The sequence below is a fragment of the Geodermatophilus sp. SMS 5-13 genome, from assembly GCF_059428245.1.
The window spans coordinates 316,602-329,486 of the sequence record NZ_CP165729.1 but is presented as its reverse complement, the minus strand read 5'-3'; the positions used below and the strand labels follow the sequence as shown (position 1 = coordinate 329,486).

At 72.4% G+C, this 12,885-nt stretch carries 11 protein-coding genes; 3 read left to right on the top strand and 8 right to left on the bottom strand.

Annotation, left to right across the window (positions count from 1 at the left end):
- Positions 1 to 39: 39 nt before the first annotated feature.
- Genes AB3388_RS01565 through AB3388_RS01555 form a run of 3 tightly spaced genes read right to left on the bottom strand, consistent with a single transcriptional unit; the run spans position 40 to position 3,481 of the window.
- Positions 40 to 939 carry a transglutaminase family protein gene (locus AB3388_RS01565; protein ID WP_495408995.1) on the bottom strand — a complete coding sequence of 300 codons (900 nt, stop codon included), beginning with the start codon at positions 937 to 939 and terminating at the stop codon, positions 40 to 42.
- Positions 936 to 1,880 (bottom strand): alpha-E domain-containing protein, encoded by a 945-nt coding sequence (locus tag AB3388_RS01560; protein WP_495408994.1) that lies wholly within the window; start codon positions 1,878 to 1,880, stop codon positions 936 to 938. Before AB3388_RS01560 ends, AB3388_RS01565 begins: the two co-directional genes overlap by 4 nt.
- Positions 1,874 to 3,481 carry a circularly permuted type 2 ATP-grasp protein gene (locus tag AB3388_RS01555; protein ID WP_495408993.1) on the bottom strand — a complete coding sequence of 536 codons (1,608 nt, stop codon included), beginning with the start codon at positions 3,479 to 3,481 and terminating at the stop codon, positions 1,874 to 1,876. Before AB3388_RS01555 ends, AB3388_RS01560 begins: the two co-directional genes overlap by 7 nt.
- Positions 3,482 to 3,667: 186 nt before the next feature.
- Between AB3388_RS01555 and AB3388_RS01550 the strand changes: the two genes are divergently transcribed.
- Both AB3388_RS01550 and AB3388_RS01545 read left to right on the top strand, forming a co-directional pair.
- Entirely contained in the window at positions 3,668 to 4,672 is a 1,005-nt protein-coding gene (locus AB3388_RS01550; protein WP_495408992.1) for a pirin family protein, read from the top strand.
- A 4-nt stretch (positions 4,673 to 4,676) separates the two neighbouring features.
- Positions 4,677 to 5,645 (top strand): pirin family protein, encoded by a 969-nt coding sequence (locus AB3388_RS01545; RefSeq protein WP_495408991.1) that lies wholly within the window; start codon positions 4,677 to 4,679, stop codon positions 5,643 to 5,645.
- Between the two features lie 48 nt (positions 5,646 to 5,693).
- On the opposite strand, the gene AB3388_RS01540 is transcribed toward AB3388_RS01545, so the two are convergent.
- From AB3388_RS01540 to AB3388_RS01525, 4 genes are all read right to left on the bottom strand, one after another.
- Positions 5,694 to 7,382 carry a dipeptide ABC transporter ATP-binding protein gene (locus AB3388_RS01540; RefSeq protein ID WP_495408990.1) on the bottom strand — a complete coding sequence of 563 codons (1,689 nt, stop codon included), beginning with the start codon at positions 7,380 to 7,382 and terminating at the stop codon, positions 5,694 to 5,696.
- Positions 7,383 to 7,458: 76 nt separating this feature from the next.
- Entirely contained in the window at positions 7,459 to 8,523 is a 1,065-nt protein-coding gene (locus AB3388_RS01535) for an ABC transporter permease (RefSeq protein ID WP_495408989.1), read from the bottom strand.
- Positions 8,523 to 9,629 (bottom strand): ABC transporter permease, encoded by a 1,107-nt coding sequence (locus AB3388_RS01530; protein WP_495408988.1) that lies wholly within the window; start codon positions 9,627 to 9,629, stop codon positions 8,523 to 8,525. The genes AB3388_RS01535 and AB3388_RS01530 overlap by 1 nt, the downstream gene beginning before the upstream one ends.
- A 157-nt stretch (positions 9,630 to 9,786) precedes the next feature.
- On the bottom strand, positions 9,787 to 11,403 hold the full coding sequence (locus AB3388_RS01525) for an ABC transporter substrate-binding protein (RefSeq protein WP_495408987.1): 1,617 nt from the start codon (positions 11,401 to 11,403) through the stop codon (positions 9,787 to 9,789).
- Positions 11,404 to 11,648: 245 nt separating this feature from the next.
- On the opposite strand from AB3388_RS01525, the gene AB3388_RS01520 reads away from it, so the two are divergent.
- A complete protein-coding gene (locus AB3388_RS01520) occupies positions 11,649 to 12,080 on the top strand; it encodes a PPOX class F420-dependent oxidoreductase (RefSeq protein WP_495408986.1) in 432 nt (143 codons plus the stop codon).
- Between the two features lie 24 nt (positions 12,081 to 12,104).
- Here AB3388_RS01520 and AB3388_RS01515 read toward each other — a convergent pair whose 3' ends face one another.
- Entirely contained in the window at positions 12,105 to 12,875 is a 771-nt protein-coding gene (locus AB3388_RS01515; protein WP_495408985.1) for a VOC family protein, read from the bottom strand.
- Positions 12,876 to 12,885: the final 10 nt, after the last annotated feature.

The following is a 12,885-nucleotide window of genomic DNA, read 5'->3' as shown; positions in this document are numbered from 1 at the left end:
GCGACAAAGCGCGCGCGCTTTGTCGCGATAAAGCACCGTTCAGGCGAGGCGGGTGACCTCCACGGTCACGGCGTGCCCCTCGCTCGTGGGGCCGGAGAACAGGCCCTTGAACGGCGGGACGTCGCCGTAGTCGCGCCCGCGGCCGATCGTCACGTGCCGCGGCCCGATCTCGACGGCGTTGGTCGGGTCGAAGCCGGTCCAGCCGCCGTCCCACCACTCCACCCACGCGTGACTCTCCCCCGTGACCGGCGCCCCGACGGCGGCGTCCGGCCGGGGGTGCAGGTACCCGGAGACGTAGCGCGCCGGCAGGCCGAGCGCCTGCAGCAGCCCGATCGTGACGTGCGAGATGTCCTGGCAGACGCCCTTGCCGGTGGTCCAGGCCTGCATGGCGTTGGTCTTCACGTTGGTGGCGCCGGAGAGGTAGGTCATGCGGTCGCGGACGAACCGGCAGACCAGCGCACCGGCCTCGTGCGGGTTCGCGCCGCCCACGGCCGCCCGGGCCTCCTCGACGACCGACTCGTCCATCGCGGTCAGCCGGGTCGGGGTGAGCAGCTCGCCGAACCGGTCGCGGACGTCGCGGGCGGCCAGCTCCGGCCAGCCGAGGAAGCGGTGCAGCGCCGGCTCGGGCCCGGCCTCGACGATCGACGTGCCGGTGATCAGCAGCTCGCTGTGCGGCACGTGCAGGTCGAAGGCGGTGACCGTCGTCCCCCAGTAGTCGCGGTAGGGGTAGGCGGTCGCCGCGGGCTCGATCTCGATCCGGGAGCGCAGGGTCGTCTGCCGGCTCGAGTTCTCCGGCGTCAGCCGCGCCTCGTTGTAGGACGAGCGGACCGGCCCGCTGTAGGAGAAGCGGGTCCGGTGCACGATCTGCAGCCGCCACCGCTGCCCGGACAGCCGCGGCGCCTGCACCTGCGTCTGGGTCTGCGCCTGGGCCTGGCTCATCCGACCTCCTCCGGCACCCACACCTGCGGCGCCTGCTCGGTGAAGAACCGGTGCGTCACCGCGGCGCTGGCCGCCGAGCAGGTGCGCTGCAGCTCCTCCAGCCGGGCCGGCAGCCCGGCGAGCAGCTGGTCGGGGGCCATGAACTCCAGCATGGTGCGGGCGCGGCCGACGATCCGGTGCGCCTCGCCGGCCACGCCGACCCGGGTCGCGTCACGCACCGGCGCGCGTTCCAGCTCCGCGAGGCAGGCCTCGGCCTGCTCGAGCGAGGCGAACACCGACCGCGGGAAGAGCCGGTCCAGCAGCAGGAACTCCGCGGCCCGGCCCGAGTTCACCACCCCGCGGTAGGTGCGCAGGTAGGGCTCGTACGCGCCGGTCGAGCGCAGCACCAGCGTCCAGGACGGCGCGGCGTCCCCCGCCAGCACGCGGGTGGAGATCATCCGCGCGGTCATGTCGACCCGCTCCAGCGAGCGGCCGAGGATGAGGAACAGCCAGCTCTCGTCGCGGCTCATCGTGGCGTCGGCCAGGCCGAACACCATCGCCGAGCGCTCGCGGACGAACCGGAACAGCGAGTGCGGGCCGTACCGGCGGGCCATCGTGCGCTGCTGCGGCAGCGCGTTGTGGGTGACGTTGAGCGACTCCCAGATCTCCGCCGAGAGCACCTCGCGGGCGCCGCGCGCGTTCTCCCGGGCGGCGGACAGCGCCCCGACGATCGAGCTGGGGCTGGACCGGTCGAAGGCCAGCGTGTCGAGCACCCGCTCGGTGTCGGCCTCGCCGTCCGGGGCGCCCATGAGCGCGAGCAGGTTGGCGCAGGCCCGGCGCTCGTCGATCCACGGGTCCTCGACCAGCCGCTGGGTGTGCACGTCGAGGATGCGGGCGGTGTCGTCGGCCCGCTCCACGTAGCGGCCGATCCAGAACAGCGACTCGGCGATCCGGCTCAGCACCGTGCACTCCGGGCAGGAGCCGCGCTCTCAGCCGTCTGCTGCTGCTGTTGCGACTGGCCGACCGCCAGGTCGGTGAGCGGGCCGGCGTCCGGGGTGACCCCGGGCAGGTCCTCGGCGCTGAACTCGATGCGGGTCAGGTCGGGCTCCTCCGGCTGCTCGGTGGCCGGCCGCGGCGGGCTGATCACCCAGGTGTCCTTGGAGCCGCCGCCCTGGCTGGAGTTCACCACCAGCTCTCCCTCGGGCAGGGCCACGCGGGTCAGCCCCCCGGGCAGCACCCACACGTCCGAGCCGTCGTTGATCGCGAACGGCCGCAGGTCGACGTGCCGCGGCGCGATCCGCCCACCCACCAGGGTCGGCACGGTCGACAACCCGATCGGCTTCTGCGCGATCCAGTCCCTCGGTGTCGCGCGGACCTTGGCCGCCAGCTCGGTCAGCGTCCGCTCGTCGGCGCGGGGGCCGATCACGATGCCCTTGCCGCCGGAGCCGTCGACCGGCTTGAGCACGAGCTGGTCCAGCGAGTCGAGCACCCAGGCGACGGTGTCCTCGTCGTCCAGCCGGTGCGTCTCGGCGTTCTGCAGCACCGGCTCCTCGGCGAGGTAGTAGCGGATCAGGTCGGGCACCCAGGTGTAGAGCAGCTTGTCGTCGGCGACGCCGTTGCCGACGGCGTTGGCGATGGTCACCCGCCCGGCGCGGGCGGCGTTGAGGACGCCGGCGCAGCCGATCACCGAGTCGGGCCGGAAGTGCACCGGATCGAGGAACTCGTCGTCGATGCGCCGGTAGATGACGTCGACGCGGCGCTGGCCGTCCGTCGTCCGCATGCTCACCTGGTTGCCGGCGCAGACCAGGTCGCGGCCCTCCACGAGCTCGACGCCCATCTGGCGGGCGAGCAGCGCGTGCTCGAAGTACGCGGAGTTGTAGACGCCGGGGGTGAGGACGACGACGGTCGGGTCGGTCACGTTCGACGGCGCCGAGGCCTTGAGCGCCGCGAGCAGCCGGGTCGGGTAGTCGTCGACGGGCTGGATGCGGTGGTCGGCGAACAGCTCGGGCAGCACCTGGCTCATCGCCGACCGGTTGGTGATCACGTAGCTCACCCCGGACGGCGAGCGCAGGTTGTCCTCGAGCACCCGGAAGTCGCCGGCCTCGTCGCGGACCAGGTCGATGCCGGCGACGTGCACCCGCACCCCGTTGGGCGGCACCAGCCCGTGCGCCTGGCGGTGGAAGTGCGCGCTGGTGGTGACCACGCCGCGCGGCACCACCCGGTCGGCGAAGACCTCCCCGGCGCCGTAGACGTCGGCGAGGAACGCCTCGAGCGCCAGCACCCGCTGCGCGACGCCGCGCTCGATGACGTCCCACTCCTCGGCCCCGATCACCCGCGGCACGATGTCGAGCGGGAACGGCTGCTCCTCGCCGGCGTGCGCGAAGGTGACGCCGGCGTCGCGGTAGGTCTGCGAGAGCAGGTCGGCGCGGGCGGCCAGCTCCTCGCCGGCCATGGGCTGCAGGGAGGCGAAGAGACCGGAGTAGGCGGGCCGCGGAGAGGTGGGCGCGCCGAACATCTCGTCCCACTGCCCACCCAGCGGGTAGCCGTCGAAGAGGTCCGCCATGGAGCGCAACCTAGTTCGGCCATGTGTCGATCGCGTTTCGAAACGACGACCTGGTCAGCGCCGTCGTGCGTCGCCCGCGCACCTCGTCCCGCGACGGATCGATTCCCCCGGCGCGAGGGGGAACACTGGGGCGCTCGACAGCGCTACAGTGCGCACTAGTTGAGCTCTCAACCGAGGAGGCCCGGCATGCCGGCCATCACCGTCGAGGACACCACCACCCTTCCCCGCGTCCCCGTCCCGGCGCCGGGCACGGTTCAGCGCCGGGTCCGGTCGGTCACCACCGCGCCGTCGGGCTTCGAGGGCGAGGGCTTCCCCGTCCGCCGGGCGTTCGCCGGCGTGGACCTGCGCGATCTGGACCCGTTCATCCACCTGGACCAGATGGGCGAGGTCGAGTACGCGCCGGGCGAGCCCAAGGGGACGCCGTGGCACCCGCACCGCGGCTTCGAGACCGTCACCTACATCATCGACGGCACGTTCGAGCACGCCGACTCCCACGGCGGCGGCGGCACGATCAGCAACGGCGACACGCAGTGGATGACCGCCGGCGGCGGCGTGCTGCACATCGAGCGCCCGCCGGAGCACCTGGTGATCACCGGCGGCCTGTTCCACGGGCTGCAGCTGTGGGTGAACCTCCCCAAGGCGCAGAAGTGGGTCGAGCCGCGCTACCAGGACCTGCGCGCGCACGACTCGGTGCTGCTGGCCAGCCCCGACGCCGGCGCCTTCCTCCGGGTCATCGCCGGGGACGTCGCCGGCCACACCGGCCCGGGCAGCACCTACACCCCGATGGCGATGGTGCACGCGACGATCGCGCCCGGCGCGACCCTCGACCTGCCCTGGCGGCCGGACTTCAACGCGCTGGTCTACGTGCTCTCCGGCGCCGGCTCGGTCGGCATCGACAAGCACCCTGTGCGCACCGGCCAGCTCGCCGTCTTCGGGCCCGGCGACATCATCTCGATCCACGGCGCGCTCCAGCAGGAGTCGCGGACCCCGGCGCTGGACGTCGTCATCCTCGGCGGGCAGCCGATCCGCGAGCCGATCGCGATGTACGGGCCGTTCGTGATGAACACCCGGCAGGAGGTGCAGGACGCCTTCACCGACTACCAGGCCGGCCGGCTGGGCGTGATCCCCGCGCAGCACGTCCCGCACGCCGCCGTCCAGGGCGAGACCGGGCAGCCCGGCTCCGCGGAGTGACCCGGTGAGCAACCTCGACCGCCGGCCCGAGCCGCGGGAGCTGGGCGGGCTGGAGCAGACCTCCGCCCGCCCGGCGCTGGAGCTGCTGCCGGGCCGGGAGGTGCTGCTCGGCGAGAGCACCCGCGTCCGCCGGCTGCTGCCCACCCTGGGACGGCGGCTGGTGGGTGCGTGGGCGTTCGTCGACCACTACGGCCCGGACGACATCACGTCCACGCCGGGGATGCAGGTGGCGCCGCATCCGCACACCGGGCTGCAGACGGTGTCCTGGCTGCTGGAGGGGGAGGTCCACCACAAGGACTCCCTCGGCAGCGACGTCCGGTTCCGGCCGGGCGAGCTGGCGCTGATGACCGCCGGCCACGGCATCGCCCACTCCGAGCAGTCGCCGGCGGACCACCCGCGGTTCCTGCACGGCGCGCAGCTGTGGGTGGTGCTCCCCGACGCCTCGCGCGACGTCGCGCCGGCGTTCGAGCACCACGGCACGCTGCCGGGGTTCACCTCCGACGGGCTGTCGGCGACCGTGCTGATGGGCTCCTTCGGCGGGGCGACGTCCCCCGGGACGGCGTACACCCCGCTGGTCGGCGTCGACCTCGACCTGGCCGCCGGCGCCGACGTCGAGGTGCCGCTCGAGCCGGGCTTCGAGCACGGCGTGCTGGCCGCGTCGGGCTCGGCGACGATCGAGGACGTCCCGCTGGCGCACGGGACGATGGCCTACCTGGGCACCGGCCGGCGGACCCTGCGGGTGCGCGCCGACGAGCCGGCCAAGCTGCTGCTGCTCGGTGGCGAGCCGTTCGAGGAGCGGATCGTCATGTGGTGGAACTTCGTCGGCCGCTCCGGCGACGAGATCACCGAGTTCGCGACGCAGTGGAACGAGGACGGCGGCCGCTTCTCGCCGGTCGTCGGCTACGACGGCGACCGCATCGAGGCCCCGCCGCTGCCCCCGCTCGCCCTCATCCCCCGCGGCCGCGCCGGCTGAAGGGACTTTTTCGGGCTCAAGTCCCCGGACTTGAGCCCGAAAAAGTCCCTACGGGGCGTCGGCGCGGAGGGCGGCGAGCTGGGCGCGGCGGCGGGCCTGCTCGTCGGGGTCGGGCACCGGCAGCGACGCGAGCAGCCGCTGCGTGTACGGGTGCTGCGGCGCGCCGAGCACCTCCTCGCCGGTCCCCTCCTCGACCAGCTGCCCCCGGTAGAGGACGGCGATCCGGTCGGCCAGCAGGTCGACCACGGCCAGGTCGTGGCTGATGAACAGCGCCGCGAAGCCCAGCTCGCGCTGCAGGTCCTCGAACAGCTCGAGCACCTTTGCCTGCACCGAGACGTCGAGCGCCGAGGTCGGCTCGTCGGCGATGAGCAGCTCCGGGAACAGCGCCAGCGAGCGGGCCAGCGACGCCCGCTGCCGCTGGCCGCCGGAGAGCTCGTGCGGGTAGCGGTCGCCGAAGCTCTTCGGCAGCTGCACCGACTCCAGCAGGTCGTCGACCCGCTGGCGCGCGCCCGCGAGGTCCTTGTGCCGGCCGTGCACGATCAGCGGCTCGGCGACCGCCTCGGCGATGGTCAGCAGCGGGTTGAAGCTGGTCGCCGGGTCCTGGAAGACGAACCCGATCCGCTCGCGCACCGGCCGGAACGCCCGCTCCCTGACCCCGTTCATCTCGGTGCCGAGGACCGTGAGCGACCCGTCGGTCACCCGGGTCAGCCCGGCGATGGCGCGGCCGATCGTCGTCTTGCCGCTGCCGCTCTCGCCGACCAGCCCCAGCACCTCGCCCGGGCGGATGGCGAAGCTGACGCCGTCCACGGCGGTGAAGTCGGGACGGCGGAACCGCCCCGGGTACACGATCCGCAGGTCGCGGGCCTCGACGACCGGCGCCGCGGACGCCCATTCCGGCTCCCGGCGGGCGGCCCGCTCGGCCGCCCGTGCCGTCCCCTGCCCGATCCGCGGCACCGAGCCCAGCAGCTGCCTGGTGTAGTCGTCCTGCGGCTCCCGGAACAGCGTGCGGACGTCGGCCTCCTCGACGATCCGGCCCTGGTACATGACCGCCACCCGGTCGGCGAGGTCGGCGACGACGCCCATGTTGTGGGTGATCAGCACGATCGCGGCGCCGAACTCGTCGCGGCAGCGACGCAGCAGGTCGAGGATCTCCGCCTGCACGGTCACGTCGAGGGCGGTCGTCGGCTCGTCGGCGATGATGACGCCGGGGTCGAGCACCAGCGCCTGCGCGATGACGATCCGCTGCTTCTGCCCGCCGGAGAACTGGTGCGGGTAGTAGTCGATCCGCTCCTCGGGGTCGGGGATGCCGACCCGCCGCAGGACGTCGATCGCCTTCGCGCGGGCCTCCGCCCGGGACAGCCCGCCGTGCGCGCGCAGCCCCTCGATGATCTGCCAGCCGACCTTGTAGACCGGGTTGAGCACGCTGCCCGGTTCCTGGAACACCATGGCGGCGTCCCGGCCGCGCACCTCGCGCAGCTGCTTGCCCGACAACGAGACGACGTCGTGCTCCGCCGCGCCGTCCTTGCGGGTGAGGACGACGGCGCCGCGGGTGGACGCCGTCTCCGGCAGCAGACCCAGGATGCTGCGGGCGGTGACGGTCTTGCCGCTGCCGCTCTCGCCGACGATCGCCAGCACCTCGCCGGCCTCGACCGAGAGGCTGACGTCCTTGACGGCGGCGACCGTGCCGGCGTCGGTGGCGAAGGAGATCGCCAGGTTGTCGATGTCGACGACGCTCATTGCTCGACTCCGCCCTCGTTCCACTCCTCGCTCGTTCCTCGCTGCGATGCTCGCTCGGGCGTCGTCCTCGCGACGCTCATCGGTTTTCCCCCAGGGGCTCGAGTCCGCTCAGGCCTCCCGGCGCGGTCAGCGTGCCGCCGGGCACCACCGCGACCTCGGCCAGCGCCTGCGGCTCGCCCTCCGCCGCGCGGCGGCGGGTGCGCAGCCGCGGATCGGCCAGGTCGTTGAGGCTCTCGCCGACCAGGGTCAGGCCCAGCACGGTGAGCACGATCGCCGCGCCGGGGAAGACCGACGTCCACCAGATGCCGCTCGTCACGTCGGAGATCGACCGGTTGAGGTCGTAGCCCCACTCCGCGGCCGCGGTCGGCTGGATGCCGAAGCCGAGGAAGCCCAGCCCGGCCAGGGTCAGGATCGCCTCGGAGGCGTTGAGCGTGAGGATCAGCGGCAGCGTGCGGGTCGCGTTGCGCAGCACGTGCCGGGTCATGATCCGCCAGTTGCTCGCGCCGATCACCCGCGCCGACTCGACGAACGCCTCCGACTTCACCCGCACCGTCTCGGCGCGCACCACGCGGAAGTACTGCGGGATGAACACGACGGTGATCGAGATCGCCGCGGCGAGGATCCCGCCCCACATGCTCGACTGGCCGCCGCTGATCGCGATGGCGACCACGATCGCCAACAGCAGGGACGGGAAGGCGTAGATCGCGTCGCAGAGCACGACCAGGACCCGGTCGACCCACCCGCCGTAGTAGCCCGACACGAGACCGAGCAGGACGCCGGCGACGAGCGAGAGCAGGACGGCGACCGCGATGACCAGCAGCGCCGTCCGGGCGCCCCAGATGACCCGGGACAGGACGTCGAAGCCGCCGACCGTCGTCCCCAGCCAGTGCTCGGACGACGGGGGCTGCTGGGCGCCGAACGCGCCGTCGGCGTCGCGGAGCTGGTTGTACTCGTAGGGCGCGAGCAGCGGCGCGAAGATCGCCGCGATCACGAAGACGGCCATGAGCACCAGACCGGCGATGAGCATGCCGCGCTGCAGGCCGACGCTCTGCCGCAGCTGGTGGACGACCGGCAGCTGCTTCCAGGACCGGCGACGGCGACCGGCCGGCGCCTGTTCGGCCTGGGAGGTCGCGGTGGCCATCAGTACCTCACCCGGGGGTCGATGAGCGCGGCGATGATGTCGACGATGAAGTTGGTGACGGCGACGATCACCGCCAGGAGCGCGACGATGCCCTGCACCGCCACGAAATCGCGGGCCTGCAGGTACTGGGCGAGCTGGAAACCCAGCCCCTTCCACTCGAAGGTCGTCTCGGTGAGCACGGCGCCGACGAGCAGGATGGCCACCTGGAGCCCGATCACCGTGATGATCGGGATGAGCGCCGGCCGGTAGGCGTGCTTGCGCAGCAGCCGGTACTCCCCCACCCCTCGGGAGCGGGCGGCCTCGACGTAGCCGGCGCCCAGCGTGCCGATCACGTTGGTGCGCACCAGCCGCAGGAAGATGCCGGCGGTCAGCAGGCCGAGCGCCAGCGCGGGCAGGATCGCGTGTTGCAGCACGTCCTCCACCACCGACGGATCGCCGGTCTTGAACGCGTCGATCAGGTAGATGCCGGTCGGGTTGTCCACCGTCTGCAGCTCGATCTCCGCGCCGGTCGAGGCGCGGCCTGCGACGGGCAGCCAGTCCAGGCCGACGGCGAAGACCAGCTTGAACAGCAGGCCGAGGAAGAAGACGGGCGTCGCGTAGAAGAAGATCGCGAACACCCGGAACACCGCGTCGGGCGCGCGGTCGCGGTAGTAGGCGGCGAGCATGCCGAACGGGATGCCGACGAGGAAGGCGACGATCAGCGCGTAGACGGTGAGCTCGAGGGTGGCGGTGCCGAAGGTCGTGAGGACGTCGAAGACCGGGCGGCGGTCGCTGATCGTCGTCCCGAAGTCCCCGTGGGCGATGCCGCCGAGGTAGTCGAGGTACTGCGCCAGCAGCGGCCGGTCGTAGCCGGCCTGGTGGATCCGCTCGGCCAGCTGGTCGGCCGGCAGGCGGCCGCCGAGCGCCGCGGTGATCGGGTCACCGGTCGACCGCATGAGGAAGAAGACGGTCGTGACCAGGATGAAGATCGTCGGGAAGATCAGCAGGAAGCGGACCAGGAGGTAGCGGCCGAAGCCGCCGCCCCGGCGGCGGGTGCGCCCGGGCGGCGTCCCGGCGCCGCCGTCGAGGTCGGAGCCGTCGGTCAGCTCGGTGGTGGTGGTCGTCATGGCTCCCCAGCCGTTCGGCACCGGCGGTGGCCGGCGGCCTTCTCGGGTGCGGCGGTGGCCGCAGCTGATCAGAATGCGCTCGGGTCGGGCGCCGCACGGCACCGGGCCCCGCGCGGCTCGCTCGAGGCGAGCCACCCGGGGCCCGGAGGCCGGCCGATCAGCTGCTGCGGGACAGCGCTCCGTAGCGGAACTTGAAGGACGCGTCGAGCGTGTCCTGGGCTCCGTCGACGTCGGCGCCGGTCACGGCGACCTGGGCACCCTGCAGGTACGGCACGGTGGACAGGTCCTGCGCCTCGAGCTGCTGGATCTGCTCGATCAGCGCCTGGCGAGCGGCCGGGTCCGGCGTGCTGGCCTGCTGCAGGATCAGGTCGTTGACCTGCTGGTTCTGGTAGTGGTTGCTGAGGAAGTTCTCGTTCAGGAAGAACGGCGTCAGGTAGTTGTCGGCGTCGGAGTAGTCCGGGAACCAGCCGAGCTGGTAGGCCGGGTACACGTCGGCGACGCGGTCCTTGACGTACTGGACGTACTCGGTGGACTGCAGGTTCACCGTGAACAGCCCGGTCGCCTCGAGCTGGTCCTTGATCAGGGCGTACTCGTCACCCGACGACGGGCCGTAGTGGTCCGGGTTCCACTGCAGGTTCAGCTCGACCGGCGTCTGCACGCCCGCCTGCTGCAGCGTCTGGGCCGCCTTGTCCGCGTCCGGGCCGCCGTTGCCGTCGCCGTAGAGGTCCTTGAGCGGGGTGATGGCCCCGGTCAGGCCGTCGGGCACGTAGGAGTACAGCGGCGTGTAGGTGCCCTTGTAGACCTGGTCGGCGATCTCCTCGCGGTCGAGCAGGTCGGCCACCGCCTGCCGGACGGCGAGCGCCTTGGCCGGGTCGGCCTCGGACGTCGTCGCCCCGAAGGGCTGGGTGTTGAAGTTGAAGACGATGTACCGGATCTCACCACCGGGGCCGTCGACGACCTTGACGTTGTCGTCGCCGCGCAGGTCCTCGATGTCGGTCGCCGTCAGGCTGCGGAAGGCGACGTCGATGTTGCCCTGCTGGACGTCGAGCTTCAGGTTCGACGCGTCCGCGTAGTACTTGACGTTGACCTTGTCGGTCTTCGGCGCGCCGAGCAGGCCCTGGTAGTCCGGGTTGGCCTCGTACTGGATCAGGTTGTTCTTCTCGTAGCTGGTGATCGTGTACGGACCGGCGAACGCCTTGCCCGCGGCGATGTCCTCGTCGGCGGTGATCGCGTCGCCGGAGAAGACGTCCTCGTCGACGATCGGGCCGGCCGGGCTGGAGAGCACCTGCGGGAACGTCTGGTCGTTGGCGCTCTTGAGGTGGAAGACGACGGTGGTGTCGTCGGGCGCGTCGACGCTGGCGAGGTTGAACAGCAGGGCGGCCGGGCCGTTCGGGTCGTTGATGGCCACCATGCGGTCGAACGTGAACTTGACGTCCGAGGAGGTCAGCTCGTTGCCGTTGGCGAAGGTCAGACCCGACTTGAGCGTGACCGTGTAGTCGGTCGGCGAGGTGTACTCGGCCGACTCGGCGATGTCGGGCTCGGGGTCGGGGCTGCCGAACGGGGTGTTCATCAGGAACGGGTAGACCTGGTTCATCACCGCGAACGAGCCGTTGTCGTAGGACCCGGCCGGGTCGATGCTGGTGATCTTGTCGCTCGTCCCGATGGTCAGCGCGTCGCCGCTGCTGCCGCCCGAACCGCCGTTGTCGTCGCCGCCGCCGCCGCACGCGGTGAGCGCCAGGGCCGTGACCGCGATGCCGGACGTCGCGGCCAGCACGCGCCGGCCACCCCTCGAAACGGATCTCATCCGCTACCTCGTCTTCATGGGAGCGGACACCGGGCGCGGGGGCGCCCCACAGCGGCCGCCCGTGGCTATGGAGGGCTCATGCCTAGCACACAGCATTTCCCGTGCAGCAGGCCTGGGGAGTTGCTGTTATCCGGTCGTGACCGGCGCAGGCCGGATGGCTTGCACCGGTGGCCGTCCCGGTGCCGACGGGCGCGTCCTCGGGGCAGGCTGTCGGCATGGCCGCCCCGGATCCCCGCCTGCTCGCCGTCCTCGCCGACCACCGCTGGGGGGTGCTGGCGACGCTCAAGCGCGACGGACGCCCGCAGCTGTCCACCGTCGGTTACACCTACGACACCGACGCGGACTTGGTCCGCATCTCCGTGACCGACGACCGCGTCAAGACCCGCAACCTCCGGCGCGACCCGCGGGCCACTCTGCACGTGACCGGCGCGAGCCTCTGGACGTGGGTGGCGGTCGAGGGCACCGCCGAGCTCACGCCGGTCGCGGCCGATCCGCACGACGCCACGGTCGAGGAGTTGATCACCTACTACCGGGGCACCGCCGGCGAGCACCCGGACTGGGACGAGTACCGCGCGGCGATGGTCACCGACCGGCGGCTCGTCGTCCGGCTCCGCCCGGAGCACGCCTACGGCCAGCTCGGCGGGTGACCGAGCCGGCCGTGGGCGGCGGCGTCAGCCGGCCGGCGCCTGCATCAGCTCGAACGGCGCGCCCCAGGGGTCCTGGACGACGGCGAAGCGGCCGAACGGCGTGTCCGTCGCCGGGGTCGTGACCTTGCCACCCGCCGCCTCGACGGCGGCCACGGCGTCGTCGGTGGACGCGACGGAGAAGCAGACCAGCCAGCCCGTCGGCGCGCCGGGCTGCGCGCCGCCGAGCCCGCCCAGCGGGTAGTCCGCAGCCCGGTCGCCCGCACGGAAGGTCGTGTAGCCGCCGGCGCCGGGCACTTCGTCGTAGCTGTAGCCGAAGACCGCCGCGTAGAAGGACCGGGCGGCCTCCGGATCGGCGAGTGCCGCCTCGTTCCAGGTCACCGACCCGGGCTCGTTGTAGCGCCGGAAGCCGGTGTGCTCGCCGGCCTGCCAGAGCCCGAACGGGGTGCTGGTCGGGTCGACGGCGATCGCCATGCGCCCGTACGGCGCGACGTCCATCGGCGGGACGACGACGGTGCCACCGGCCTCGGTGATGCGGGCGGCGGTGGCCTCGGCGTCGTCGGTGGCGAAGTACGTCGTCCAGGCGACCGGGTCCGACTCGTTCATCCGGGGCCCGAGGCCGGCGACCAGCAGGCCGTCGCGGGCGGCGTTGAGGTAGCCGCCGTACTCCTCGCCGCCGCCGCTGAACTCCCAGCCGAGCAACTCGCCGTAGAACGCGCGGGCGGCCGCGATGTCGGGGGCGCCGTAGTCGACCCAGCAGGGCGTGCCGTTCGGCCAGGCGGTGTCACGGGTGGGCATGTCTCCTCCT

Excerpts from the sequence above, each read along its gene's own strand:
- AB3388_RS01565 (WP_495408995.1), bottom strand. The coding sequence starts at position 939 with ATGAGCCAGGCCCAGGCGCAGACCCAGACGCAGGTGCAGGCGCCGCGG.
- AB3388_RS01555 (WP_495408993.1), bottom strand. The coding sequence starts at position 3,481 with ATGGCGGACCTCTTCGACGGCTACCCGCTGGGTGGGCAGTGGGACGAG.
- AB3388_RS01550 (WP_495408992.1), top strand. The coding sequence starts at position 3,668 with ATGCCGGCCATCACCGTCGAGGACACCACCACCCTTCCCCGCGTCCCC.
- AB3388_RS01540 (WP_495408990.1), bottom strand. The coding sequence starts at position 7,382 with ATGAGCGTCGTCGACATCGACAACCTGGCGATCTCCTTCGCCACCGAC.
- AB3388_RS01535 (WP_495408989.1), bottom strand. The coding sequence starts at position 8,523 with ATGGCCACCGCGACCTCCCAGGCCGAACAGGCGCCGGCCGGTCGCCGT.
- AB3388_RS01530 (WP_495408988.1), bottom strand. The coding sequence starts at position 9,629 with ATGACGACCACCACCACCGAGCTGACCGACGGCTCCGACCTCGACGGC.
- AB3388_RS01520 (WP_495408986.1), top strand. The coding sequence starts at position 11,649 with ATGGCCGCCCCGGATCCCCGCCTGCTCGCCGTCCTCGCCGACCACCGC.
- AB3388_RS01515 (WP_495408985.1), bottom strand. The coding sequence starts at position 12,875 with ATGCCCACCCGTGACACCGCCTGGCCGAACGGCACGCCCTGCTGGGTC.